Here is a 23,001-nt window from a genome sequence, read left to right on the forward strand (position 1 = left end):
TGGGTATGAGATTGATCCATTGTGAAGCACCGGAATTACTGGAGCGTAAAGCTTAATTAGAAAAAGATTAAATAACGTAAGGGGACGCATTGGTTGCATAATTCAACCGCCTGAAATTGATGAAGATTTATATCCGCGCCGACCGCAACATGTGCCGCACCGGGGTGCCGGCGCCGGAAAGGGATTGGTCTGTACACGGAGTTCGCCTAACCTCGGCTGCAGAATCGAAACACACAGCCTGAAGGAACCCTCGATGACCGAAGCCAAGCCGAGAGGCGAACTGACGCTGCGCACGCTCGCCATGCCGGGTGATGCCAATCCGGCCGGCGATATTTTCGGTGGCTGGGTCATGGCGCAGATGGACCTTGCATCGGGCATCCGCGCCGCCGAGCGCGCCAGAGGCCGCGTCGTCACCGCCGCCGTCAAGGAGATGGCCTTCGAACTGCCGGTCAAGATCGGCGACACGCTGTCGGTCTATACCGATATCGAGCGCGTCGGGCGCACCTCGATCACGCTCATCGTCGAAGCCTGGGCGCATCGCGCCCGTTATGCCAAGATGGAAAAGGTCACCGCCGCCACCTTCATCATGGTGGCGCTCGACGAAGAGGGCAAGCCGAAGGCGGTCCCCGAGGAGTGACAAGCTTCGGGGCGGGGATCAGGGATGGAAAAGGTCAGCTCGCCGGAAGTCTTCCTTCACATCAAGGTGGTGATGGCAGCCTTTCCCTTGCGCGGCTTCTGACCGGCGTTGCCGGCATCGTCCATGGTCGGGCGCAGCCCGAGCAATCGATCCAGTGAATCGATTGCAGCGACGACGCCCTGAGCCACGCGAAGGGCCAGAGCGGTCCCCTGAGCACTATCGAAGGGCCGCACCGCAGCCTGCTCCATAGCGAAGCACAACATCTCCTCCGTCATTCCTGTGCTTGTCACAGGAATCCAGCCGGCTTGCGTCTGCAAGCCGAAAGGACTCTTGAACGGGAAACAGACGCGTCGTCGCTTAGCAAGGATATGACCGTTCCTCCGACAACGCTGTAGGTCTTCCGCCGCGTGGACACGCGGCTGCTGGATTCCTGTGACAAGCACAGGAATGACGGAGGAGAAGTTATGCTTTGCCGAGAGAGAGAGAGAGAGAGAGAGAAGCCGCACTCTTCGTTTCCGTCAGGCGTTCGGCGGCCAGTTACCAGTTCACCGGCCGATCGTCCCCGCCGAACCGACCCACTCACACCTTCAAAAACTGCGACCCCTTATCAAACCCCAACCCCGGAAAGATCTTCCCCGTCAGATCGTCCACACCGACATCGAACTGCCGGTAGAGCATCGCCGCCGCCACCTCGCGCACGTCGGCCATTGGCATCAGGTCGCGGTCGTCGAGCAGCTGGCCGTCACTCAGCCCGGGCCACTTGCCGAGGATGCGGCCGCCGTTGATGGCGCCGCCGGCAAGCAGGGCGCAGCCGCCGGTGCCGTGGTCGGTGCCGGCAGAGCCGTTCTGGCGGACGGTCCGGCCGAATTCGGTCATCGCCAGCACCACCGTCTTTGCCCAGATCTCCGGCCCGAGCGTCGCCTTCAGCGTATTGATCGCCTGCGCCAGATCCTGGGCCGGCCGCTTGAACTGGCCGGCCTGGCCGATATGCGTGTCCCAGCCGGTGATTGAGAAACTGGCAATACGGTAATCGCCCTTCAGCATGTTGGCGGCGAGTGCCGCCACATCGGCGGTCTTTTCGCCGCGCTGGCCGTCCGGCTCGGCCATCATCGAAGTGGCATCGGCCCGCGTCGCCTCGGCAAGTGCTGCGGCAAACGGCGGATCGCCGGCATAAAGCCGCGCCAGGAACTGCATCTCGTCACGCGCCGGCGCCAGATTGGAATCCGAGGCCCAGACATCGACCTCGTTCGGCCCGGAGAGGATCAATTCCGTTGAGGTGTTGACGTCGATCGCCTTGCGCGCATCCGAGCGCGGAATGACGGCAAGCGCCCGGTTCAACCAGCCGGTCCTTTCCTCGGCGACATGTTCGCCGCCGGATTCCAGCATGTCCTGCCCGTCAAAATGGCTGCGCTGGTCACGATAGGGTGTGGAGACGGCGTGCACGAAGGCAAGCTCCCGGTTCTTCCACAGCGGCATCAGATCCACCGCGGCGGGGTGAAGCCCGAAATGCCCATCAAGATCGAGAAGCCCGGTCTCGGGCGTCAAAGCCAGCGTCGGCCGGAGCGCGGCAAAGCCGGCATCGCCATAGGGCTGCACCAGATCCAGCCCGTCCATCGCGCCGCGCAGCACGATGGTGACGAAGCGGTTATCACCCGGCATCGCCGCGAAGGTAACGGGTGTGAAGACGGGCGCGGCGGCAAGACAGCAGGCCGACGTCAGAAAGCCGCGGCGGGAAAGCGAGATCCTGTTCATCGACAGCGTCATGGGCGGGGCCTCCTGAGCAGGTTCGGGAAAAGTGTCCAGCGGCTTTCCGGTCAGAACCTGCGACAAAACAAATGAGCTAATCAGACGAAGCGTTGGCTTGCCAACGAAAGTCTGCTTAGCGGCGGTTGAATTCGGGCGAAGCCAGCACCAGGGTCAGCCCGCTGATCTTGTTCGGCGCCTGCGACACCACGCGGATCGTCTCATCGCGGGCCGCATCGGCAAGTGTCGATTTCAGGAATTCGCGCGGGTCTTCGTCGCGGCCGAACTGCGCTGCGGCCCGCCTTGCCCAGGTCAGCCGCTCGGCGAGCTGGCTGCCGGTGATCCAGGCGGAAAAGCCCTCCTCGAAGCCGGCCGGGCTCGGCGGCAGCCAGGTCGGCTGGCCCATGCGCTTCAGCGCCCCCTGCCCCAGCGCCTGCGCCGTCCGGAAGGCCTTGAGACGCTTGTCCCTGGCCTCGCGGGCGGGATCCGACGGCACCGGCGATCCGGCCATCCCAGGTGTATTCGCCGCCATGTCGCCGTCATCGGTGCCCTGCTGATTGGCGGTCAGGAAGCTGCCGACGACGCCATTGACCGGCCCAGCATTCAGCGCCCTGAGACCGGCAACGACATAATCGAAGGGCTGGCGCGCCTTGGCGCCTTCATTCTGCCAGGCGGCGGGATGGTCGAGCATGGCGGTATAGACGGCGGTGAGATCGCCATCCGTCTTCTTCCAGGCTGCGGCCATGTCAGAAACCATGCCCTCGTCGGGCTGATCGGAAACGAAGTGAATTGCGAGCTTGCGGCTGATATGCGCGGCTGTCTTCGGATGGAGGGCGAGGTCATCGAGCATGTCGAGATAATCGTCACGCGAGCGCTTGCGCCCGCCATAGCTGACGCCGAGCACCTCATGCGCGCCGGGCTCGGAAACATTCGGCCGGAAAGCGATGTCCATCTCCTTGCGGTCGATGGTGAGCCCCGTCAGCACCTTGGCGGCAGCGGTGACGTCCGCCTGGGTATAGCCGCTGCCGGCGCCGAGCGTGTGCAGTTCCAGAAGTTCGCGGCCGAGATTTTCGTTCAGTCCCTTGTTGCGCTTCATGCCACCGGGCGAATCCGGCCCGAGCGAATCCGCCTGGTCGAGATAGATCAGCATGGCCGGATGCGCCGTGGCGCTGCGCAGCAGGTCGCCGAACCTGCCGGATATGAACGGCCGGATCGCCTCGGCCTCGTAGAGCGGCACGATCAGACGCATCGGCAGGCTTTTGTTGGCGCTGGTGGAGAAGTGATCGGTCCAGAAGGTCGAAAGCCGCTCGTAGAAGCCGTAGGGCGACAGCACCGCCTGCATCAGCCGCAGGTTCGCGTCGTGCTGGAATTGCTGCTGCGCCTGGCGCTGCACGCCCTTGCGCATCTCGCGCCGCGCCGGATCGTCTTCCGTCTGCTTCGCCTCCTCGCGGATCTGCTTCAACTGCTCCTGCAGGCTGAGGATTGCGCGGTGACGCATGTCGGGGCCGCCAAGCGGAAAATCCGGCGTGGCCGCGGCCCCTAGGGATAGCTGGCCGATCAGCTCATCCTTGCTTTGCGGCGGCGCCTCGCCCGGCCGGAATCCATAACCGAACCGGATCGCCGCCATCGTCGGAAAAGAGAGGCTCATGGCCGGTCAACTCCTGATCAATGAAGAGTGATAGGCTGCCAGCCGATTGCGACGGCAATCTGTAGGAAATGCGGCGATATCGAGACATGGACAATTTGTAATCTATTGAAAAAACTACAATTTAGGCCCGGAAGATGAAGGATGCTCCGATTGCGATGAGCGCGAAGCCGATGGCGTGGTTCCAGGTCAGGTTCTCGCCGAGCCAGAAGATCGAAAAGCCGGAAAACACGATCAGCGTGATCACCTCCTGCATCGTCTTCAGCTGCGCCGTCGTATAGACCGCTGAGCCGATACGGTTGGCCGGCACCGCGAGACAATATTCGAAGAAAGCGATGCCCCAACTGACGACGATGGCCAGGAAAATGGCGCTGCTCTTGTGCTTGAGATGCCCGTACCAGGCGAAGGTCATGAAGAAGTTGGAGGCAAACAACATGACGACGGGCCAGACGGCGGCAGGAGAAAATAGCATGGAGAAACTCGGGAGCTGTGAGGGAAAACCGATCCGGCAGGGAGACGCCGACGGCCCCTAACTACCACGCCGCCGCTTGACGGCAAGCCCCGCAGGCTCGCGCGGATTGTCTCAGGCTACACCGCCCGGGCGCAAAATCGCAGCCGAAGCCGGCGAATAGCGCTGCCTATCTGGAGCGCGGCATCCACCAATATCCCTCGTGCTGGCCCGGCAGGGCAAAGCCCCGAAGCGGCAACATTGCTCCTTTAGCCCTTCGCCACCAATGCACCCGCCTCGTCCTTCGAGGCCCCTGCGGGGCACCTCAGGATGAGGCTCCGAGGCGCTCGGCGCGGCATCCTACAACGCCCCTCATGCTGAGGTGCGTAGCCCATAGGGCGGAGCCTCGAAGCACGCCACGACGCTGCTTCTTGCATCCACCCGACACCGTCTCGGCTTTGAGGCTCTTACGGAGCACCTCAGGATAAGGCCTTAGGCCGCCATCTCGCATGCTCGCGATCTCACAGTCGTTAAACGCCACACCTATTCAGTCGCCACTCTGCTCCGACACGCCCACGCCACCGATGCGAACGACCGCGGCCCATCCGGCTCCCCGGCCTCATAAGCCGCCCTCAATGCAGCATCGACCGCCTCCCGCTTGCCGGCCTCCAGCCCGGCCACACACCTGCCGAGCGGTCCCTCGCCGGCCGCGATCGGCTGCCAATAGTCGTCGAAGGAAAGGTAATCCATCCGGATCACAAGAGACGTCTCCTCGACGTCGACGAGGCCCTGGGCGACGAAGCTTTCTCTCATTTCGCCCGGCCGCATCATCGGCTGGAAGCAATATTTGCGGCGTAGTGGCAGCGCGTTCTCGTCGAGCATGACCACCGTGTCCCACATCATCCGCATGCCCGACATGCCGCCATAATGATCCCAGACGGCGGCCGCGACCACGCCGCCGGGGCGCACCACGCGGGCCATCTCGGATACCGCCTTGCCCGCCTCGGGCACGAAATGCAGCACCAGCAGGGACATCGCCCTGTCGAAGCGGTTATCCTCGAACGGCAGCGCGCAGGCATCGGCTTGCCGAATGGTAATGCGCGGATCGGTATTGCGCCGCATTGCCGCCTCGACGAAAACCGGCGAATAATCAATGGCGGTGATTTCCTGCAGGCCTGGCTTTTCCGCCAGCGTAAAGGTCAGGCTGCCGGTGCCGCAGCCGACATCGAGCACACGTTCGCCATCCGCGACACCCGCAAAATCGATCAGCATCGGCGCCAGCCTTTTGCTCCAGCGCCCCATCAGCCTTTCATAACCATCCGCACTTTCGACATTGAAACTCGACGGCATCGAAGCCTCCCCGTTCAAGGACGATGATCTGTCGCCGCAGAGCCGAGCGATCCGTAGCCTTGCGCGAGGCGGGTCCGGCTCTCCGTGGTCCCCGGTTCAGGCCGGGGACGACGGAGAGTGTATCAGGCGGATGCCCTGCCGAGAACGCTCCAGTCGAAGCCGCGCGCCCAATCGGCATAGCTGTGCCAGCCGACATCAGGGAAACCGTGGCGCAGGGCAGCGATGTCGACGTCGTAACCGGTGCGGTCGAACCATTCGAACATCAGCGCTGCGTCCTCGCTTTGCTGCCGCATCGCGGCGATCGGCAGTTCCTGGTAGCGTATTGGGCGGTCGAGCGCCTGAGACAGGATTTTCACCTGCTGCTCGCCAGACAATTCGTCGCCGGCAATATCGAAACGCTTGCCGAACACCTGTTCGCGCCGCTCGGCCAGGGCTGCGACGAAAGCGCCGATGTCCTCGATGGTGATCTGCTGCAGCGGGCGGGTCGGCGGCAGGGCCGCCGCATAGACGCCCTGTCGCAGCCCGTCGATCGCCCAGGGCGCCACCGTGTTTTCCATGAAGGCGACGGGCGCACTGATCGTATAGGGGATGCCGAGGCCTGCGATGTGCTTCTCGACGAGATACTTGCTGTCGAAATGCGGAATGCCGGTCTTCTTGTCGGCATTGCCGACGGAGGAATAGATCAGGTGACCGACGCCTGCGGCCTTCGCCGCATCGGCAACGAGGATGCCCTGGCGCGTTTCCGCTTCCGTTCCCGCCTCATAGCTGTTGCCCATCAGGAACATCGTATCGACGCCCGCAGCCGCCCTCGCCACGGAAGCGCCATCGTTTAGATCGCCGGCGACGACCTCGACCCCAGCCGCGGCCAGCCGCTTTGCGCCATCGCTATCCGGCTTGCGCGAGATCGCCTTGACGCGGTGTCCCCGCGCGGTCAGGGCGCGAACGACCGCGCCGCCCTGCTGGCCGGTGGCGCCGGTGACCAGAACGCTTCTCATGTTGCTCATCTGTCTGCTCCTTATTTGTGACTGATGGAGCAAAGTTACGGCCTGTTGCATTGAACCATAATGGCCTATAATTGGAAAACATCGTACCACGCCAGGCTACAATGCTCGACCTCAACGATATCATGATCTTTGCCCGCGTCATCGAGGCCGGCAGCTTCACCGCCGCGGCGCGCCTGCTCGGCATGCCGAAGACAACAGTCAGCCGACGCATTGCCGCTCTCGAGCGCGAACTCGGCGTGCGCCTGCTGCAGCGCACGACCCGCAGCCTCAGCGCGACGGATGCCGGCCGCCTCTATTACGAGGAAAGCAGCCAAGCGCTTCGCACGATCGAAGGCGCCAACCTGCGTCTTGCGGAGGCAAGGGCGGAGCCCGCCGGCACGATCCGCATATCGGCGCCGGTAGGCTTCGGCGGCCACTTCCTGCAGGACGCGATCTTCGACCTTCTGTCGACCTACCCGAAGTCGAGGGTCGAGTTGCGGCTGACCGACGACAGGCTGAATCTCGTTGAAAACGGCATAGACCTCGCCTTCCGCACCGGCATTCTGGAGGATTCGACGCTGATCGCCCGCAAGCTCGGCTCTACCCATCGCTTGCTCTGCGCGAGCCCCGACTATCTTGCCCGCCGCGGCGCGCCCGATCGTCCGGCAGATCTCGTCCGCCACGACTGCGTTGTCGCCGGCCAATCCACCCATGCGCAATGGCTGCTTGAAGGTCCGCACGGACAGGAAACGATTCCGGTCTCGGGGCGCTTCGCCGCCAATGAAATGCAGGCAGTCATGGCCGCAGCGATCGCCGGTTACGGCATCGCCCGACTGCCCCATGGGGTCGCCAATGCCTACATCAGGGGTGGGCGGCTGTGCCGCGTTCTCGACGGCTACACGACCCCGGTCGGCGGCCTGCACGTCGTCTATCCGAGCAGCCGGCACCTGCCGCCTCTGGTCAAGACCTTTATCGAACTCGCCGCCAGACGGTTGAACGCGGGAGCCGACGGCAGCGACGACTTCGCCATCATATAGCGGTAGCCCCGTTACGCTTCCTTCAGCACCACCTTGCCGTCAAGGTGGCGCTGGCTTCATTGAGGCCCGCGACTTCCACGGCGATGCCCGCGCGACCTTCGGAATATGCGTAGGGACGCCGCAAATTACTGCCAAAGAAAATCCGGTCCCGTGCTCTGGGATGTCAGCTTGAGCGTGCCATCCGGCTGGACGACATAGGTCTCGAACACGCGGTAGTCGAACTGGCCAAGAAAAGTGTTCTTGACCACCGTTCCCGGCCGATAGGGGGAATGGACGACCTTGCCGCCATAGGTAAGGCTGCCGGGAAGAGGCTCGGGACCGCCAGCCGCGCTGGCGCAAGCCGTCAGCGCGAAGAAGATGGCAATGACCGCATGTTTCATCCGGCAATCTCCCGCATGCATTGGCAGCCGGACACCTCGCTCGACGCCTGCGCGTCACATTATAGCATTGCTGCCATCGAAGTCCCTGCGCAAAGCCTGCGCCCGCGAGAGTGCGCCGGCAATCCTGTCATCGGTGAAAGGCTTGGGAATGACGTCGAGCGCGCCTTCGATGCCGTTCCCGACACTCTCCGGACTGCCGGTGACGAAGATGACGTCGACGCCGTAGCGGTCGATCAGCCGGCGGGCGAGCTGGGCGCCGCTGAGGCCGTCCGCGAGATTGAGATCAACGAGGGCGACGTCGCTTCTCGGGGCGTGTGCGAGAGCTTGTTCTATCGTCGAAACCGGGCCGACGGTCTGGTGCCCGGCATCTTGCGCGATGCGCTCGAGTTCCAGGGCGATGAAACCCTCATCTTCAACGATCATCACTTTCATGGATCATCTCCTCCCGTGGCAAGCGCGCCGGCGGACAGAGCCCCGGCCATTTGCCTAACGCAACTCCCGCTCGAAAGTTTCCGCCCGGAGAGACATGTCTATCGAAGATGGTAACCAATTCCGCAACACCATCGCCGGCTTCCGCTCGATGCTGCGCGGCATGCCATCCAGCGACCGGCGTCGTCACGGATCCTTGTCGAGGAACCATCCGAGGGCGGGATCGCTGCGGCATCGAGAAAGCGGCAATTGGCGCACCGAACGAATGCGGCTGATCCCCCCCTCGCCATCCGTGTCGACATCCATGCAGGCACAGGCATAGCCATGGACGGCGTGGGTATAGACATATTCGCCGGTCGTCAGATCGGGAATACGATCCACTCCCTCAGCCTTGTAGCCGCTGCCGCTTTCCATGATGATCCAGCCGCCGCTGGCATCATGGAGAGACCAGGTCGCCGTCGCCGGATTGTCCAGCCAGCCGCAGCGTTTTTCCGCCTGCGCCGCGGCGGGTACGAGAAGCATCATCAAAACAAGCGCATGCAACCTGGCCATCGGCTCCTCCGCGTCGCCGCCACTATGCATGGCCTGCGGCCGGCAAGGCAACCGCCTTGTCGGCTCGTTTTCGCGACGAAGATTTACGGCGATGGTCGTGGCAGATTGCTCAGGGCTTCTCATTGGCGCTCTCGGCCCGGAACGCCGCCTCGCCGGCGTCGGAGACCTCGACCCATTTCTTGTCGGGCGCCGCATCCGGAACATAGCTGTCGTGCCAGTTCCACCATTTGTAAGTCGGCGTCTGCGGATAGCCGTCGGGGGATTCCTCCCAGACCTCCTGCCGGCCGAGCGGCGTGATGTCGAGATAGTTCCAGGTGCCGCCCATCTGCTCGTCGCCGCGGTTGTTGATGAAATAGGTGCGGAAGATGCGCTCGCCGTCGCGGTAGAACACGTTGGTGCCGTGCCATTCGTCGACCCCGAAATCCTTGTCGAAACTGTCGGTGATCGTCACCCATGGTATGCTCCAGCCCATTCGCGCCTTCAGCCGGGCAATCTCGGCCTGCGGTGCGCGCGAGGCGAAGACCAGCGTCGTGTCGCGGGCGTTGAGATGGGCGACATGGGCGACCTGATCGGCGACCATCGAGCAGCCGCGACAGGCGTGGTCGGGCCAGCCGAATACGCCCGGCTCGTAGAAGGCGCGGTAGACGATGAGCTGGTGCCGTCCCTCGAACAGGTCGAACAGGCCCACCTTGGCGTCAGGCCCTTCAAAAACATAATTCTTCTCGACGGCCATCCACGGCATGCGCCGACGTTCGGCGGCCAGCGCATCACGGGCACGGGTTTGTGCCTTTTCTTTCACCAGCAGCTGCTTGCGGGCCGCCTCCCACGCATCCGCCGACACCACCGCAGGTTTCTGCATGGGCTGTCCGCCCGTTCCATTCTCGGCTGTTGCAGTCATCGCTCAATCTCCTCATTGGGGCGAATTTCCGCGACTCTTCGTCGAACCGCGGTTTTTCGCGCATTGGTCGGACATAGTTTCGCAGCCGAATTCGAACAGTGGGAGTAACAAGTGTGACCGCATTTCCACCGCCACCCGCTGTAGCAACAGCCCGGCGGGAATTCGGGCAGAGATTCGGGCACGACGAAGCAGACTCCGCGCCAAATGGATGAGTTGCCAAAAGCCGCGGACTGACGGAAGCTTGATGCCGGCCATTGTGGACGGATTGCGTGAGATGACGACAGAATCCACTTCCAGGGAGCCGGCCAGCCACGGCAGCGCCAGGATCTGCCGCGGCTGCTGGGACCAGATGCACATGCCGATCCCCATCGGCGGTCCGCTCGCCCTGCCCTTCCGCGCCTTCGGCATCACCCGCAGCAAGATGAACCCCGATATCTGCACGATCTGCGAGCGCTCTTTTCAGTACGTCAAGAAGCAGCGCCAGATCACCGTCGACGCCACCATCCTGTTTGCCGATATCAGGGGATTCACGGACCTGTCGGAGCGCATCGAGGCGGTGCAACTGAGCGAGATCGTCAGCCTGTTCCAGGATCGCTGCGCCCAGGCGATCTGGGCGCATGACGGCATCGTCAACAAGCAGATGGGCGATGGGCTGATGGCGATCTTCAATTTCCCGATCGTGAGAAAAGATCACGCCGCCGCCGCGATCCGGGCCGCACAGGAGATCCAGCGAAACTGCGCCGCGGCGCTGAACGGCCTGGCGCTCGAGGCCCTGCCCGGCCGCACCCTCGGCGTCGGCGTCGGCATCCATTCCGGCGAGGTGCAGATCGGCGAATTCTCAAGCTTCCGCAGCGATTTCACCGCAATCGGCGGCGTCGTCAATCAGGCTGCCAGGCTGGAGTCCCGGGCCGCCGCCGGCGAGATCCTGGTCTCGGCGGAAACGGCGGCGAACGCTCCCGACCTGGCGGCAGGCGCCGAAACCCGCATGCTGGCCCTGAAGGGCATCGAGCAGCCGGTGGAGGCACGTGTGCTGGTCAAGCACTGAGCGACGGCGATTGCGGCCTGCTCAAAGCATCATCCTGCCGCCAACATGGCAGCTGCAGTTTCTCATGCTGTGATTGCGATACATATTCGATTACCAGCCGATTAATCCTCCGGAAACAAGCATCGCTTATCTCTAAGCCGTTTTAACAGCTGGGGTTTCTCATGGGCAGTTTTTCTCTGTTTCACTGGTTGATCGTCTTGATCCTGTTCGGCGTGCCATTGTTCTTCGTCTTCAGAAAACCGCTGGTTGGGCCCAACCGCTTCGGCGGCCGGCCGCAGGCCATGGGTTTCGGCCAGGCGATTGGAAGCTATTTCAAGAACTATGTGAACTTCAGCGGCAGAGCGAGCCGATCGGAATTCTGGTATTCGGTACTCTTCGTCTTTCTCGTCGCCATCGCTTTGCTTGTCGTGGATCGGAGCGAAACCTTGAGCCGGATCTGGTCGCTTGCCACGTTTCTTCCGTGGATCGCCGTGGCCGCCCGACGCCTTCACGACATCAACCGAAGCGGATGGTGGCAGCTTCTTGGACTATTACCTCTCGTTGGATCCGTCGTTGTGCTCGTATGGTACTGCAGGGCGTCGACAATGGATGATTCCAGGGAAGCCGTTTTTGCTTGAGCAAGGTGTGAGGATGGTCCTCGCGGGTTGAACGGGTCCGAGGCACCGGTCATCGTCGATACGCGGACTGCGGGGTGCGCGGTCCGCTTCTGACGGCATCCGGAAGGGACCGGCGAGGTTGGCAAAAGCCCGCCTGTGCCTCAGTACCTCATGTTTCGCAATTCAGGAAAATCATAGTAACGCAGCCGCTTGTCGTGGCAGCGAGGGGCATTTTTTGACAGGTCCACAATCATGTTGTTTTTCAAGGTAAGGCCGATATAGGACCAGTTTGAGTTGCTCCGCTCCGTAGTGCGCGTGCAATAAGCATAGATCTGCTTTTCCGGATCAAGCAGAACCAGGCTGGAAATCTCGGCCTTCACGAAGTTCCCCGGTTTAATGGTTCCCCGTAGAGCGTCAACGTACTCGTGTCGAACTGCGCTGGAAGGCGGCCGCTGGGAGTCTGCAACGGATTGCGCCATCGCGGCTTGGCCGCCGGCAAGTGCCAGCAGCGCAGCGCCAGCAAGGATTTTGATCTTCATTCAGTTGAATCTCCCGTATCGAGGTCGATAGATCGGCCTTTTCCAAAAGGCTGTGGCTGCAAACGGCAACTCACAGCCCGTACTTCGAGGCTCCGCCCTGCGGGGCGCGCACCGCCGCATGAGGAAGGCTGGGAAGCCGCGCCGCCGCTCGCCAAAGCCTGGAGCGGCGACGCGGCCCGAGCCTTCGCGCCTGCGTCAGGTCTTCATACCGTTCATCTCAGGAAACGGGTAGTAACGCAGCCGCTTGTCTTTGCAGCGATCATCATTCGCCGTCGCGCCTAGGATTTGGCCCTCCGTGAAGGAGACGCCGAGATAGGCCCAGTCTCCCCAGCTGCGCTTGGGCACCACGCGTACACAGTAAGCATAGATCTTCTTTTCGGGATCAAGCAGCACAACGCTCGAAATGCGCGCCCAGACGACCTCACCCGCTTCGTGTCTATAACTTCTCTTGAATACGATGTTGATGAAGTTCTGCCGGACGTCATTCGAGGGAGGCCGCTGGGAATCTGCAACGGATTGCGACACGGGGGCGTTGCAGCCGGCCAGCATCAGCAGGGCAGCGCAAGCAAGGACTTTTATTCTCATTCAGGCGAATCTCCAAAGAATCGGAGCGTTGTAAACGCTGCGCATTCCTACAAACACAGCGGGAATAATATTTGCAATACATGAAATCAAACAATGCTGACGTTGCGCATGTTACCGCGTGACGTGTAGATATGGCTGCGTCGCTCCACTGCAACTTGGGGCACGTTATCCATCGTTGATCCCCACGCCGGCTTCCAGCGTGCAAGCATGATGACGCGCCTGCCGCGGCATTCTACGCGATCGGCAACGTACAAAGCTGAGGACCGTCAGAGCATGGCGCGCCTACCGGCCGACCGTCATTCGCATCCGCGTTCGAGTTCTTCGAAGCCCGGCTTGCAAAATTCTATTGCAAGTAGATAGTCTCTCTCGGGGGAAAACTTCTTGATACGGAAATCACTCGCTTGCGATCTCGGACCAGCGCGGTGCCATGAATGCCTTTTCAGCGAGAATTTTGAATGAAGCCGGAAGAATTGCGCAGATCGGAATACGCCTACAACAAAGGCAAATTGCTGCTCATCATCCTGATTTTGATCGCCATCGCGGCCGGGGCCATCCTGTTGGGCTTCCATCCGCCGAAGGACAAGGACCCTCATGCCGTCTGGTTCTTCTCGCTGCTGGGCGCAGTGTTCTTTGGCCTCCTCGCACTACTGCTCGTGCCAAAGCTCTTTTCCAGGGGGCCAGGATTGGTCATATCGACGGCCGGCGTCCGGCTGCCGAATTTCCCCGACCAGATCATACGCTGGTCGGACATCCGGAGCTTCGAAAGATTCCAGAGCAAAGGTGTAGATTCCATTGTCCTCCACCTTGATCCCGGCGCTGCCAAGGCGTTGATCAGACGCGGGCTGGCCGCCAGGCTGCCGGAATGGTTCGTCGGTTCGCGCCTCAAGGTCGGCATCCCTCTGCATATGTTGCGGGGCCGTTCGAACTTCATATTCCATGAATTCGCGGAAGTGGCGACCGAAGCGTTCGAGGCCAGATGGCAAGCCTTGCAGGAAGCCGGTTCGATCGCCGAGGAGGAAGAAGACGAAGTGCCGGAACCCGCTTTCGATGGCGCCCGTTATCCCGTCTTCACCTATGCTCTTCTTGCCGCTCTCGTCGCCGTCTATGCCGGCGAACTTGCCTTCGGCGTCGAAGCATCCAGGGCCGGCTCTCCCAGTATTCGCACATTGCTGATGCTCGGCGGCACGTTTCGCCCGAGCATCGTCGAGGGCGCCGAGTGGTGGCGGCTGTTCACCGCACCCTTCATGCATGGGGGCATCATCCATCTCGCCTCCAATTGCTTCTGCTTGTTGGTGGCGGGCATGCTGTTCGAACGGCTGATCGGCTGGCGCTGGTTTGCGGCGATCTTCTTCGCCAGCGCCCTTGGCGGCTCCATTGCGTCGGTCTGGATCAACGACGTCAATACGGTTGGCGTCGGCGCTTCCGGCGGCATTGTCGGGCTTTTCGCAGCCGTGATCGCCGGCAGCATTCGTTTCCGGTCGACGCCGGTCGCATCTTCCCTGCAGGTGGGCGCCATCCAGATTCTGGTTCCCTCGCTGCTGCCGTTCCTGTCTGCGGCGAAGGAGGGGCAGACCATCGACTATGCCGGCCATTTCGGCGGCGCGGTGACCGGCGCGGCGCTCTCGCTCCTGCTGTTGACCCTTTGGCCGCGGGAACGCCCCACGCCGCGTTTCGGCGCGGCCGCGATCGCCGTCAGCGCTGCATTCGTCCTCGTTGCGGCCGGGTCGCTTTGGCCCATCACCAATGCGCGCCAATTCTATGTCAACGACCCGATGACCAACTATTTCGGGGGAAGGTACGAGCAGGCCGCGACGGGGTTTGCCGTCTTGGCAAGCGAGGATCCGCGTACCGCCCCCTATTTTCATCTCTGGCGTTTCATTGCTCAAAGCCGGGGCGGCGATCCGAAAGCGCTCGATGAGCTCAGGGCTGCAGCCGGCGCGATCGATCAAGCAGCCTGGCCCTATCCCATCTATCGTCTTTTCCTCCGCGAACTAACGCCGGGAGAGCTGACGGCGAAAGCGGCCGACAGCAACCAGACCTGCGAGTCGATCTTCTATATTGGCGAATGGTATTTGCTAGCCGGAGCCAGAGATGAGGCGCGCCGCAGGTTCCAGGCCGCTTTGGCATCCTGCCCAAGAACATTCATCGAATATGATGGAGCACGCGGCGAACTGGCCAGGCTCGACGCGAAATGAGGCCGCGCCGCGTCCTCAGTCCTTCATGTTGCGTCATTCCAGAAAATCGTAGTAACGGAGCCGTTCATCGTGGCAGCGAGTATCGTTCTTCTTCAGGTACAATATCATCTCGTGTTGCAAGTCCCTCTGGCAGCTGCTGCAAAGCGGAGCTTTCACTCCCCCTAATCATCATTGATCGCCACGCCGGCTTCCAGTGCTGCGAGGATAAAGGCCTGACGCACTGTCTCGGCCGGCATGCGGCCCGCAAGCCAGGCACGGCAGAAATCGATCGCCCTCTGCTGATGGACACCGCCATTGACCGGCCAGTCGGAGACCAGTGCATAAAGCGCATCCTGCGGTGAGCGGAGAACCAGCCGTTCGCCGGTATCAAGATCGATCGAAATCGGTTTCTTCCAGAAGGCGGAATGGTCGTTAATGGCAGCAGCACCTGGAACTGGATTGACTGCAGACTAACTGCGGAATGCCGATCTCGGTTCCAGTGTGTGCTCGACAGCCTTACTGGCGTTCAACATGCAAGAAGCATCGCTGCGGCGCGTCCTTCGAGGCTTCGCCCGATGGGCTGCGCGCCTCGGGATGAGGAGTGTTGGAGAATGCCGCGCCGGCGCTCAAAAGGCCCCGAGACAGCCGCCAACATCCAGAGGCGGCACTTATTCACCAATCCGAACGATTCATTCGTTTCCCTTTTGTACTCTTTCCCTCTTCCCTTTCGCGCTGACTCTCTCCATATTCGCGCCATGGCCAAATCTCCGAAGAAATCCCCCGCCCCGAATGGCTTCGAGGAAGCCCCGCAATCGTCCTTTGAAGGCGCTCCCCTCTCGGGCTCCGTTGCCGATTGGGTGAAGCAGCTCGAGGCGGATGCGGAAGCATCGGGCGTCGAAAGCCAGCGTGATATCGCCTCCAAGGCCGGCAAGCACCGTAAGGCGGTGGAAAACGCGGCGCGCAAGCATTCCGAAGCCGTCAGCGTCAACAAAAAGGCGACGGTGGGCAAGACCGCGCGCGGCGTTTCCATCGGCGGTTCCAGCGATCCGAAGACGCGTGCCGCCGCCGGGCTCAACCCGGTCGCCGGCCTCGATATCTCACTGGAGGATGCCGGCAAGATCTCGCCCGGCGGCGTCACCGCTACGGTCGAGGCGCTGTCGAAGCTGATCGAGAGCGGCAATCCGCTGCACAAGAACGGCAAGATCTGGACACCGCACCGCCCTGCCCGCCCCGACAAATCCGAAGGCGGCATCCGCATCCTGATGAAATCGGATTACGAGCCGGCCGGCGACCAGCCCACAGCCATCCGCGACCTCGTCGAGGGGCTGGAGAATGGCGACCGCAGCCAGGTGCTGCTCGGCGTCACCGGCTCCGGCAAGACCTTCACCATGGCCAAGGTGATCGAGGCGACGCAGCGTCCGGCCGTCATCCTGGCGCCGAACAAGACGCTGGCCGCCCAGCTCTATTCCGAATTCAAGAACTTCTTCCCCGACAATGCGGTGGAATATTTCGTTTCCTACTACGATTATTACCAGCCGGAAGCCTATGTGCCGCGCTCCGACACCTATATCGAGAAGGAAAGCTCGATCAACGAGCAGATCGACCGCATGCGCCACTCGGCGACGCGCTCGCTGCTCGAACGCGACGACTGCATCATCGTCGCCTCGGTCTCCTGCATCTATGGTATCGGCTCGGTCGAAACCTATACGGCGATGACCTTCCAGATGTCGGTCGGCGACCGGCTGGACCAGCGCCAGCTGCTGGCCGACCTCGTCGCCCAGCAATATAAGCGCCGCGACATGGATTTTACCCGCGGTTCCTTCCGGGTGCGCGGCGATACGATCGAGCTCTTCCCCGCCCACCTGGAGGATGCCGCCTGGCGCATCTCGATGTTCGGCGACGAGATCGACGCCATCACCGAGTTCGATCCGCTGACCGGCCAGAAGGTCGGCGATCTGAAATCGGTGAAAATCTACGCCAATTCGCACTATGTCACCCCGCGCCCGACGCTGAACGGCGCCATCAAATCAATCAAGGAGGAACTCCGGCTTCGCCTCGCCGAGCTGGAAAAGGCCGGCCGCCTGCTGGAAGCGCAGCGCCTGGAACAGCGCACTCGCTACGATATCGAAATGCTCGAAGCCACCGGCTCCTGCCAGGGCATCGAGAACTATTCGCGTTATCTCACCGGCCGCGACCCCGGCGATCCGCCGCCGACGCTGTTCGAATATATTCCCGACAACGCCCTCGTCTTCATCGATGAGAGCCATGTCACCGTGCCGCAGATCGGCGGCATGTACCGCGGCGACTTCCGCCGCAAGGCGACGTTGGCCGAATACGGCTTCCGCCTGCCCTCCTGCATGGACAACCGGCCGCTGCGCTTCGAGGAATGGGACGCCATGCGTCCCGACACCATCGCCGTCTCGGCCACCCCTGGCGCCTGGGAAATGGAACAATCCGGCGGCGTCTTCGCCGAGCAGGTGATCCGCCCCACCGGCCTGATCGACCCGCCGGTCGAGGTCCGTTCCGCCCGCACCCAGGTCGACGACGTGCTTGGCGAGATCCGCGAAACCGCCGCCAAGGGCTACCGCACGCTGTGCACCGTGCTGACCAAGCGCATGGCCGAGGACCTGACCGAATATCTGCATGAGCAGGGCGTGCGCGTGCGCTACATGCACTCCGACATCGACACGCTGGAGCGTATCGAGATCATCCGCGATCTGCGCCTCGGCGCCTTCGACGTGCTCGTCGGCATCAACCTCCTACGCGAAGGCCTCGACATTCCTGAATGCGGCTTCGTCGCCATTCTCGACGCCGACAAGGAAGGCTTCCTGCGCTCCGAGACGTCGCTGATCCAGACGATCGGCCGCGCCGCCCGTAACGTCGACGGCAAGGTCATCCTCTATGCCGACCAGGTCACCGGCTCGATGCAGCGCGCCATGGACGAAACCGGCCGCCGCCGCGAAAAGCAGATGGCCTATAACCTCGAAAACGGCATCACCCCGGAGTCGGTCAAGGCCAAGATCTCCGACATCCTCGACAGCGTCTACGAACGCGACCACGTCCGCGCCGACATATCCGGCGTCTCGGGCAAAGGCTTCGCCGACGGCGGCAATCTCGTCGGCAACAACCTGCAGGCCCATCTCAACGCGCTCGAAAAAAGCATGCGCGACGCCGCCGCCGACCTCGACTTCGAAAAAGCCGCCCGCCTGCGAGACGAAATCAAACGCCTCAAAGCCGCCGAGCTGGCGGTCATGGATGACCCGATGGCGCGCGAAGCGTCAAAGGCAATGGAGGGCATCAAGCGGAACGCCAAAGCGACCCGCGAGTCCCTTCTCCCCGCCGGGGGTCCGGAGGACGGGTCGAGGCAAGCGACTCGACCCCGGTCGGTGCCCGGCAGGGCGGATGAGGGGGCCACACCCTCCTACTTCTCCAGGCCCTCTCTCGACGACATGGGCCCAGGCACCGACACAGCCACGCCCCTTTTCCGCAAACCCCACCTCGACGAAATGGGTCGCGACCCCACCACCCCCGCCGGCAAAAGCCTCTTCCGCAAGAACGACCTCGACGAGATGACGGTTGGCCGCACGGAGAAGCCGGTGACCGGCCGCGTGCCGGAAAAGCCGGAGGCCTCAAAGGGCACGAAGCACTTCTCACCATTACTTGAAGGCCAGCCGGAACGCGATGACGGCGTGCGGCCGGTGGTGCGTGGACGCGTGGGCGCCGGGAGCTACGAGGAGCCGGGTGAGCAGAAGCGCAAGGGGCGGACGAAGGGGAAGACCGGGCGGCCGGGGCGGTGAACTTCGACGTTAAAAGCGCGCCGTGATTTCGCTATTTTCTTTGCCCCTGAAAGAACGGCGACGCTCGCCGCCCTACTCTCCTCCATCATTGCTGTCTTCGGGGATGTTACAGGAATCCAGTGCGCCCAAGTCCTTGGGCGCGGGAAACTTCCTTTTCAGTGGGAGAGTCATTCACTGCGCGGGCGCACCGTGGCTGGATCGGGTCAAGCCCGAATGACGGAGGAGAAGTGACCGGCCTCATGTCAAGGCAGAAGGAGTTTGCCCGCCGCAGCGATGAAACCTATTGCGAAGTGATCGCGATCCGCACAAATACCTAGCAAGCACGGCGACAAACAAACCGGTCCCATCCCATGCCCGAATTTCGCATAGACCCCTTCCCCTCACCCAACGAACTCAACACCCTCTGGTCCGCCACCTGGAACACCCCCAACCCACCGGACTTCTCTCGCATCCTGCCCCGCAGCCTCGCCCATGTCGGCGCCTATCACGACGGCAGCCTCGTCGGCTTCGTCAACGTCGCCTGGGACGGCGGCATTCATGCCTTCCTTCTCGACACCTGCGTTCACCCCGACATGCGCCGGCAGGGCATCGCCACGCAGCTGGTTGGGGAAGCCACGCGGATTGCCCGTGCGCGCGGCGCCGAATGGCTGCATGTCGATTTCGAACCGCATCTGACCTCCTTCTATCGCGCCTGCGGTTTCCGGCCGACCGAAGCTGGCCTCATCAAGCTCGCCTAGTCTCGCCCTCACCCAAAACCATCCTCTCCTCGCCCTTCACCAGCGCAAAATAAATCCGCTCCACCCGACAGGCCGCACTCCTCGCGCTCGCTTCATACCCCGCCGCTGGCCAGCCGCGCCGGGGGCTTCCATCGGCCGCGATCAGCCAATACCAGCGCTCACTTGCATCCATCAGGTCGATCTTGAATATCCGTCCCATGCAGGCATCGCCGTCAAAGCCGATGAAATCGTCGCCGGGCTTTTCCTTCCAGGCGTGGCGCCATTTGCCCTTCGGCTTCTCGCCGCTTGTGATCAGCTCCCAGCTCTTCCAGCCATTATAGTCCGATTGCGCGGTCAGGGAGCCGTCATAGGGCCTATGGTCGATCTGCAGGCAGCCTTCCAGAAAGCCCGCCACAGAATGACAGAGGGTCGTCCACGCCTCGTCACTGTGCCGGGTCAGCTTGAAGGCAAGCTCGTCGGAGACATTCCTCAAGGCCGCGGCGATGGCGGCGGCGACGCCTTCCTTGCTCGCCGGTTCGCCGCGCAGGCTGATGCAGAGATAGGTGCAGAGAAATTCCGCCGTATCCCGCGCGATCGGTTCGATGACATGCAGCTTGCGGCGCTGACCGACCTGATAGCCGCCGAAATCCCGAATGCGGCGCTGAGACTGTTTGCGAAGGGCATTGTTGAGGAACGACCGCAGGAGCGTTCCGATATCGTCTTGCATGCGTGGTCCTCTCCCCGTGAGGATGTTTGCCGCATGGTTTCGTAAAAGGCTCCCGCCCGAGCCGGTGACATCAGAGCAATTCCGGCCGCAAGGCCGCCACGGCTTTTGCCGGAACTGCTCTAGAACAGGATGATTTTAGGCTCGGGCGGCCTAAAATCTGAATCCTGTTCTAAATTAAAGAGTTAGAGCATGATGTCGTCCGAAAACCGCTCACACTTTTCGGCATCATGCTCTAGGAGCTGTGGACACTTATCTGAGCCATAAGATTGTTGCGGCCAGAGCGATCATGGCTTTGTAGTTTCGAACGGTTTTCTCATATCGCGTGGCGATGCGTCGAAACTGCTTGAGCTTCGAGAAGCAACATTCGACGAGATAGCGCTGAGCGTAGAGTTCCTTGTCGAGTGGATACTTCTTGGCACGCGAGGGGTTGTTCGGGATAACCGCTTGCGCGCCCTTGTCGGCAATGAGTTTGCGTAGCCGGTCGCTGTCATAGGCCGTATCGGCCATGACGACCTCGGCTGGCAGGTCTTCGATCAGGAGATCGGCTTGCGGTGCATCGCCTTTCTGGCCGGCGGTCAGGATGAAACGAACAGGACATCCAAGGCCACGCACGGCCATATGGATTTTGGTGCTCAAGCCGCCGCGCGAGCGGCCAAGGGCCTGATCTTCAGCCCCTTTTTTGCGCCGGAGGCGTGCTGGTGGGCGCGAATAATAGTACTGTCGACGATCAGGTATTCGAAGTCGGTATCCTCCGACATTGCTTCGAAGACACGCCACCAGACACCCTTTTGGCTCCAGCGGCTGAAGCGGCGAAACACGCTGTTCCAATCACCGAACACCTCCGGCAGATCGCGCCAGGGCGAACCCGTCCGCACGATCCACAAGACCGCTTCCACAAACATGCGATTGTCACGTCCAGACGAACCGCGCGTGCGATCGTCGCCAATGATATGACGAGACATCCGCTCCCACTGGTCATCTCGAAGAATGAGACGATCTAAAACACCCATGACTGCCTCCAAAAGACAGTCTTGAATCTGATTTGCTCAGCTTTGGGAATCCCAAGAGTCCACGGCTCCTAGATCAGCGTCGGTTCGGGATCATCCTCGACCTCTTCGATGATCTCGGGCCTGTCGTTCTTCGGCGAGCCGACATCCCGGCCGATCTTCCACATCGTCATCAGCTCGGCCGGGAAAGGTTTCATCAGATCGTACGGGTCCGGCTCGGGGGACAGCCAGCGCTCGTAATCCTCGCGATGCAGGATAACAGGCATGCGGTCGTGAATCGCCGCCATCATTTCGTTCGGCTCGCAGGTGACGATGGCGAAGTTGCGGATCGACACGCCCTTCTCGTCCTTCCACGTCTCCCAGATGCCGGCGAGCACGAAGGCGGAGCCGTCCTTCATGGCGATGGCATAGGGCTGCTTGTTCTTGCCGGTGCCGTGAATGTCCTTCCATTCGAAGAAGCCGTTGATCGGCACCAGGCAGCGGCGCGAGCGGTATGCGGCACGGGACATGCCATTGGAGCTGATCCCTTCGCAGCGGATATTGACCGGCGGCGGCCGGCCGCCGGGCTTGGCCCAGGCGGGCATCAGGCCCCATCGCGCCACGACGAACATAGGACCTGACGTATCCGGTTCGCGCACGATATCCCTGATGATAACGGGATAATCCTGCGACGGCGCGCCGTTCCAGCGGGGAAAGCGATTTCCAAGCCCATCGATATCCCCGCCCTTCACGGCAAAGGGAAAATTGCTGATCAGTTCTTCAAGCGATGTCTTGACGAAAATGCGTCCGCACATGGGCCCTCGCTGCCGACAGAAGATTAGATGTTCTTATTATGTTCCGGAACCAAGTCCGGTCAACAAAGCGTCAGTTGTGCACTTGCCGGAATGCCCCTCCCGCCGGGTGCCGGAGCGGCAGGCCGATTGCCGATCTTACTAAATTGACGCACGCCGGGAAGAATAGTTTCGCACCAATCGGAAATGGCGAGGCCGGCGGCCATGCGGACACCCTCCGAAAATGCCGCTCCACGTCGACGCCGGTTTCGGCTATGATTCTCCACCCATCCGAGGAGAGCCTGCATGCGTCTGCCCACATTCATCCTCGCCCTCGCCGTCTCGGCCTTCACGGCCCTGCCCGCCTTGGCGGAGACCTACAAGACGCCGAAAGCGCTGCTCAAGGCGCTTTACAGCTACGATACCGACAGAAGCGACGCCGAGGCGCCCTCGCCCTATTCGATCTTCTTTTCCGATCACCTGAACAAGCTTCTCCGGGCCGATCTCGACAACACGCCGGAGGGTGACGTCGGCGCGGTCGATTTCGATCCGGTCATTGCGGGCCAGGACGGCGAAGCGAGCAACGTCCGGATCGGCCAGCCAATCCTGCTGGACGACAAGGCCGAGGTGGAAGTGCAGTTCGAAAACGGCGAGGAAGTGACGCTCTTCTATACCCTGGTGCGGGAGCACGGCGGCTGGAAGGTTGACGACATCGCCAATCAGAAGGGGGATGCCCCCTGGAGCTTGACCGCGCTGTTGGGCGATGCGCAGTAGGCAGCGACAGATCCAAGGCACGCTGCACCTGTCAGAGAAACGAGCCGGCGGTGAGGTGAGCAAGGAGGAAGCGCATGCACCGAGTACGAGCAAAGAGCAATGCAGGGTTGTTGCGCGCTGCCTCGTTCCGTTTCGGCACGCCGATCCCGAAATGCAACAGCCATGCAAG

Annotated in this window: 24 protein-coding genes; 8 read left to right on the plus strand and 16 right to left on the minus strand. The window is 62.0% G+C overall.

All coding sequences use genetic code 11. From position 1 onward, the window contains the following. The first annotated feature begins 253 nt into the window (after positions 1–253). A complete protein-coding gene (locus AMC88_RS12945; RefSeq protein ID WP_004672829.1) occupies positions 254–637 on the plus strand; it encodes an acyl-CoA thioesterase in 384 nt (127 codons plus the stop codon). A gap of 56 nt (positions 638–693) precedes the next feature. Here the strand turns inward: AMC88_RS12945 and AMC88_RS33105 are convergent, their stop codons facing one another. From AMC88_RS33105 to AMC88_RS12975, 6 genes are all read right to left on the minus strand, one after another. Then, on the minus strand, positions 694–900 hold the full coding sequence (locus AMC88_RS33105; protein ID WP_150128061.1) for a hypothetical protein: 207 nt from the start codon (positions 898–900) through the stop codon (positions 694–696). Positions 901–1,216: 316 nt separating this feature from the next. After that, the gene (locus AMC88_RS12955) at positions 1,217–2,401 is read right to left on the minus strand and encodes a DUF1501 domain-containing protein (protein ID WP_064825366.1); all 1,185 of its coding nucleotides are present in this window, start codon (positions 2,399–2,401) and stop codon (positions 1,217–1,219) included. A gap of 115 nt (positions 2,402–2,516) precedes the next feature. Next, complete coding sequence (locus AMC88_RS12960; protein ID WP_064825367.1) at positions 2,517–4,028, minus strand: DUF1800 domain-containing protein; 1,512 nt, start codon at positions 4,026–4,028, stop codon at positions 2,517–2,519. 121 nt (positions 4,029–4,149) lie between these two features. Beyond that, positions 4,150–4,497 carry a DMT family protein gene (locus AMC88_RS12965; protein WP_004672825.1) on the minus strand — a complete coding sequence of 116 codons (348 nt, stop codon included), beginning with the start codon at positions 4,495–4,497 and terminating at the stop codon, positions 4,150–4,152. Positions 4,498–5,016: 519 nt separating this feature from the next. Then, on the minus strand, positions 5,017–5,823 hold the full coding sequence (locus AMC88_RS12970; RefSeq protein ID WP_064825368.1) for a class I SAM-dependent methyltransferase: 807 nt from the start codon (positions 5,821–5,823) through the stop codon (positions 5,017–5,019). A gap of 122 nt (positions 5,824–5,945) precedes the next feature. After that, on the minus strand, positions 5,946–6,827 hold the full coding sequence (locus AMC88_RS12975) for an NmrA/HSCARG family protein (RefSeq protein ID WP_012484212.1): 882 nt from the start codon (positions 6,825–6,827) through the stop codon (positions 5,946–5,948). Positions 6,828–6,928: 101 nt separating this feature from the next. Between AMC88_RS12975 and AMC88_RS12980 the strand changes: the two genes are divergently transcribed. Beyond that, positions 6,929–7,843 carry a LysR family transcriptional regulator gene (locus AMC88_RS12980; protein ID WP_012484213.1) on the plus strand — a complete coding sequence of 305 codons (915 nt, stop codon included), beginning with the start codon at positions 6,929–6,931 and terminating at the stop codon, positions 7,841–7,843. A gap of 125 nt (positions 7,844–7,968) precedes the next feature. Here the strand turns inward: AMC88_RS12980 and AMC88_RS12985 are convergent, their stop codons facing one another. The 4 genes from AMC88_RS12985 to AMC88_RS13000 all read right to left on the minus strand — a co-directional run bounded on the left by AMC88_RS12985 (position 7,969) and on the right by AMC88_RS13000 (position 10,102). Continuing rightward, positions 7,969–8,223 carry a hypothetical protein gene (locus tag AMC88_RS12985; protein WP_010024310.1) on the minus strand — a complete coding sequence of 85 codons (255 nt, stop codon included), beginning with the start codon at positions 8,221–8,223 and terminating at the stop codon, positions 7,969–7,971. Positions 8,224–8,277: 54 nt separating this feature from the next. Then, positions 8,278–8,655: a response regulator gene (locus tag AMC88_RS12990; RefSeq protein WP_004672819.1), complete on the minus strand. Its 378-nt coding sequence runs from the start codon at positions 8,653–8,655 to the stop codon at positions 8,278–8,280. Between the two features lie 183 nt (positions 8,656–8,838). Continuing rightward, a complete protein-coding gene (locus tag AMC88_RS12995; protein WP_012484214.1) occupies positions 8,839–9,204 on the minus strand; it encodes a DUF4087 domain-containing protein in 366 nt (121 codons plus the stop codon). A gap of 109 nt (positions 9,205–9,313) precedes the next feature. After that, positions 9,314–10,102, minus strand: a complete 789-nt coding sequence (locus AMC88_RS13000) for a DUF899 domain-containing protein (protein WP_010024307.1) — start codon at positions 10,100–10,102, stop codon at positions 9,314–9,316. A 274-nt stretch (positions 10,103–10,376) separates the two neighbouring features. Between AMC88_RS13000 and AMC88_RS13005 the strand changes: the two genes are divergently transcribed. Together AMC88_RS13005 and AMC88_RS13010 are read left to right on the plus strand one after the other, a co-directional pair. Further along, a complete protein-coding gene (locus AMC88_RS13005; protein WP_029531315.1) occupies positions 10,377–11,147 on the plus strand; it encodes an adenylate/guanylate cyclase domain-containing protein in 771 nt (256 codons plus the stop codon). Positions 11,148–11,308: 161 nt separating this feature from the next. Beyond that, positions 11,309–11,764 carry a DUF805 domain-containing protein gene (locus AMC88_RS13010; RefSeq protein ID WP_064825369.1) on the plus strand — a complete coding sequence of 152 codons (456 nt, stop codon included), beginning with the start codon at positions 11,309–11,311 and terminating at the stop codon, positions 11,762–11,764. 140 nt (positions 11,765–11,904) lie between these two features. Here AMC88_RS13010 and AMC88_RS13015 read toward each other — a convergent pair whose 3' ends face one another. Together AMC88_RS13015 and AMC88_RS13020 are read right to left on the minus strand one after the other, a co-directional pair. After that, positions 11,905–12,282: a hypothetical protein gene (locus AMC88_RS13015; protein ID WP_016733374.1), complete on the minus strand. Its 378-nt coding sequence runs from the start codon at positions 12,280–12,282 to the stop codon at positions 11,905–11,907. A 195-nt stretch (positions 12,283–12,477) separates the two neighbouring features. Then, positions 12,478–12,867: a hypothetical protein gene (locus tag AMC88_RS13020; protein ID WP_004672813.1), complete on the minus strand. Its 390-nt coding sequence runs from the start codon at positions 12,865–12,867 to the stop codon at positions 12,478–12,480. 455 nt (positions 12,868–13,322) lie between these two features. Between AMC88_RS13020 and AMC88_RS13025 the strand changes: the two genes are divergently transcribed. Next, positions 13,323–15,062 carry a rhomboid family intramembrane serine protease gene (locus AMC88_RS13025; RefSeq protein ID WP_012484218.1) on the plus strand — a complete coding sequence of 580 codons (1,740 nt, stop codon included), beginning with the start codon at positions 13,323–13,325 and terminating at the stop codon, positions 15,060–15,062. 161 nt (positions 15,063–15,223) lie between these two features. Here the strand turns inward: AMC88_RS13025 and AMC88_RS32010 are convergent, their stop codons facing one another. Further along, positions 15,224–15,478, minus strand: coding sequence for a DUF982 domain-containing protein (locus AMC88_RS32010; protein WP_318656764.1), 255 nt, complete (start codon positions 15,476–15,478; stop codon positions 15,224–15,226). A 318-nt stretch (positions 15,479–15,796) separates the two neighbouring features. On the opposite strand from AMC88_RS32010, the gene uvrB reads away from it, so the two are divergent. Then, positions 15,797–18,838, plus strand: a complete 3,042-nt coding sequence (gene uvrB, locus AMC88_RS13030; protein ID WP_012484220.1) for an excinuclease ABC subunit UvrB — start codon at positions 15,797–15,799, stop codon at positions 18,836–18,838. Between the two features lie 350 nt (positions 18,839–19,188). After that, positions 19,189–19,575 carry a GNAT family N-acetyltransferase gene (locus AMC88_RS13035; protein ID WP_064825370.1) on the plus strand — a complete coding sequence of 129 codons (387 nt, stop codon included), beginning with the start codon at positions 19,189–19,191 and terminating at the stop codon, positions 19,573–19,575. Here the strand turns inward: AMC88_RS13035 and AMC88_RS13040 are convergent. The 3 genes from AMC88_RS13040 to AMC88_RS13055 form a co-directional block, all read right to left on the minus strand. After that, a complete protein-coding gene (locus AMC88_RS13040) occupies positions 19,562–20,281 on the minus strand; it encodes a hypothetical protein (protein WP_064825371.1) in 720 nt (239 codons plus the stop codon). The genes AMC88_RS13035 and AMC88_RS13040 overlap by 14 nt on opposite strands. Before the next feature lie 249 nt (positions 20,282–20,530). Further along, a protein-coding gene (locus AMC88_RS32015) for an IS5 family transposase (protein ID WP_097541909.1) occupies positions 20,531–21,291 on the minus strand; the annotation gives its coding sequence in 2 pieces (ribosomal slippage) (positions 20,531–20,964 and positions 20,964–21,291; 762 coding nt in all). A 68-nt stretch (positions 21,292–21,359) separates the two neighbouring features. Then, positions 21,360–22,082 carry an SOS response-associated peptidase gene (locus AMC88_RS13055; protein WP_064825372.1) on the minus strand — a complete coding sequence of 241 codons (723 nt, stop codon included), beginning with the start codon at positions 22,080–22,082 and terminating at the stop codon, positions 21,360–21,362. Positions 22,083–22,364: 282 nt separating this feature from the next. Between AMC88_RS13055 and AMC88_RS13060 the strand changes: the two genes are divergently transcribed. Beyond that, complete coding sequence (locus AMC88_RS13060; protein WP_064829962.1) at positions 22,365–22,832, plus strand: DUF3828 domain-containing protein; 468 nt, start codon at positions 22,365–22,367, stop codon at positions 22,830–22,832. Positions 22,833–23,001: the final 169 nt, after the last annotated feature.

The sequence above is a fragment of the Rhizobium phaseoli genome, assembly GCF_001664385.1.
Lineage (GTDB): Bacteria > Pseudomonadota > Alphaproteobacteria > Rhizobiales > Rhizobiaceae > Rhizobium > Rhizobium phaseoli.

What these genes read in the sequence shown, in the direction of transcription:
- AMC88_RS13060 (WP_064829962.1), top strand. Translation starts at nt 22,365, where the DNA reads ATGCGTCTGCCCACATTCATCCTCGCCCTCGCCGTCTCGGCCTTCACG.
- AMC88_RS13010 (WP_064825369.1), top strand. Translation starts at nt 11,309, where the DNA reads ATGGGCAGTTTTTCTCTGTTTCACTGGTTGATCGTCTTGATCCTGTTC.
- AMC88_RS33105 (WP_150128061.1), bottom strand. Translation starts at nt 900, where the DNA reads ATGTTGTGCTTCGCTATGGAGCAGGCTGCGGTGCGGCCCTTCGATAGT.
- AMC88_RS12970 (WP_064825368.1), bottom strand. Translation starts at nt 5,823, where the DNA reads ATGCCGTCGAGTTTCAATGTCGAAAGTGCGGATGGTTATGAAAGGCTG.
- AMC88_RS12965 (WP_004672825.1), bottom strand. Translation starts at nt 4,497, where the DNA reads ATGCTATTTTCTCCTGCCGCCGTCTGGCCCGTCGTCATGTTGTTTGCC.
- AMC88_RS13015 (WP_016733374.1), bottom strand. Translation starts at nt 12,282, where the DNA reads ATGAAGATCAAAATCCTTGCTGGCGCTGCGCTGCTGGCACTTGCCGGC.
- AMC88_RS12990 (WP_004672819.1), bottom strand. Translation starts at nt 8,655, where the DNA reads ATGAAAGTGATGATCGTTGAAGATGAGGGTTTCATCGCCCTGGAACTC.
- AMC88_RS13035 (WP_064825370.1), top strand. Translation starts at nt 19,189, where the DNA reads ATGCCCGAATTTCGCATAGACCCCTTCCCCTCACCCAACGAACTCAAC.
- AMC88_RS13040 (WP_064825371.1), bottom strand. Translation starts at nt 20,281, where the DNA reads ATGCAAGACGATATCGGAACGCTCCTGCGGTCGTTCCTCAACAATGCC.
- AMC88_RS13020 (WP_004672813.1), bottom strand. Translation starts at nt 12,867, where the DNA reads ATGAGAATAAAAGTCCTTGCTTGCGCTGCCCTGCTGATGCTGGCCGGC.
- AMC88_RS13025 (WP_012484218.1), top strand. Translation starts at nt 13,323, where the DNA reads ATGAAGCCGGAAGAATTGCGCAGATCGGAATACGCCTACAACAAAGGC.
- AMC88_RS13055 (WP_064825372.1), bottom strand. Translation starts at nt 22,082, where the DNA reads ATGTGCGGACGCATTTTCGTCAAGACATCGCTTGAAGAACTGATCAGC.
- AMC88_RS12945 (WP_004672829.1), top strand. Translation starts at nt 254, where the DNA reads ATGACCGAAGCCAAGCCGAGAGGCGAACTGACGCTGCGCACGCTCGCC.
- AMC88_RS12975 (WP_012484212.1), bottom strand. Translation starts at nt 6,827, where the DNA reads ATGAGCAACATGAGAAGCGTTCTGGTCACCGGCGCCACCGGCCAGCAG.
- AMC88_RS13005 (WP_029531315.1), top strand. Translation starts at nt 10,377, where the DNA reads ATGACGACAGAATCCACTTCCAGGGAGCCGGCCAGCCACGGCAGCGCC.
- AMC88_RS12985 (WP_010024310.1), bottom strand. Translation starts at nt 8,223, where the DNA reads ATGAAACATGCGGTCATTGCCATCTTCTTCGCGCTGACGGCTTGCGCC.
- AMC88_RS12995 (WP_012484214.1), bottom strand. Translation starts at nt 9,204, where the DNA reads ATGGCCAGGTTGCATGCGCTTGTTTTGATGATGCTTCTCGTACCCGCC.
- uvrB (WP_012484220.1), top strand. Translation starts at nt 15,797, where the DNA reads ATGGCCAAATCTCCGAAGAAATCCCCCGCCCCGAATGGCTTCGAGGAA.
- AMC88_RS12955 (WP_064825366.1), bottom strand. Translation starts at nt 2,401, where the DNA reads ATGACGCTGTCGATGAACAGGATCTCGCTTTCCCGCCGCGGCTTTCTG.
- AMC88_RS12960 (WP_064825367.1), bottom strand. Translation starts at nt 4,028, where the DNA reads ATGAGCCTCTCTTTTCCGACGATGGCGGCGATCCGGTTCGGTTATGGA.
- AMC88_RS13000 (WP_010024307.1), bottom strand. Translation starts at nt 10,102, where the DNA reads ATGACTGCAACAGCCGAGAATGGAACGGGCGGACAGCCCATGCAGAAA.
- AMC88_RS12980 (WP_012484213.1), top strand. Translation starts at nt 6,929, where the DNA reads ATGCTCGACCTCAACGATATCATGATCTTTGCCCGCGTCATCGAGGCC.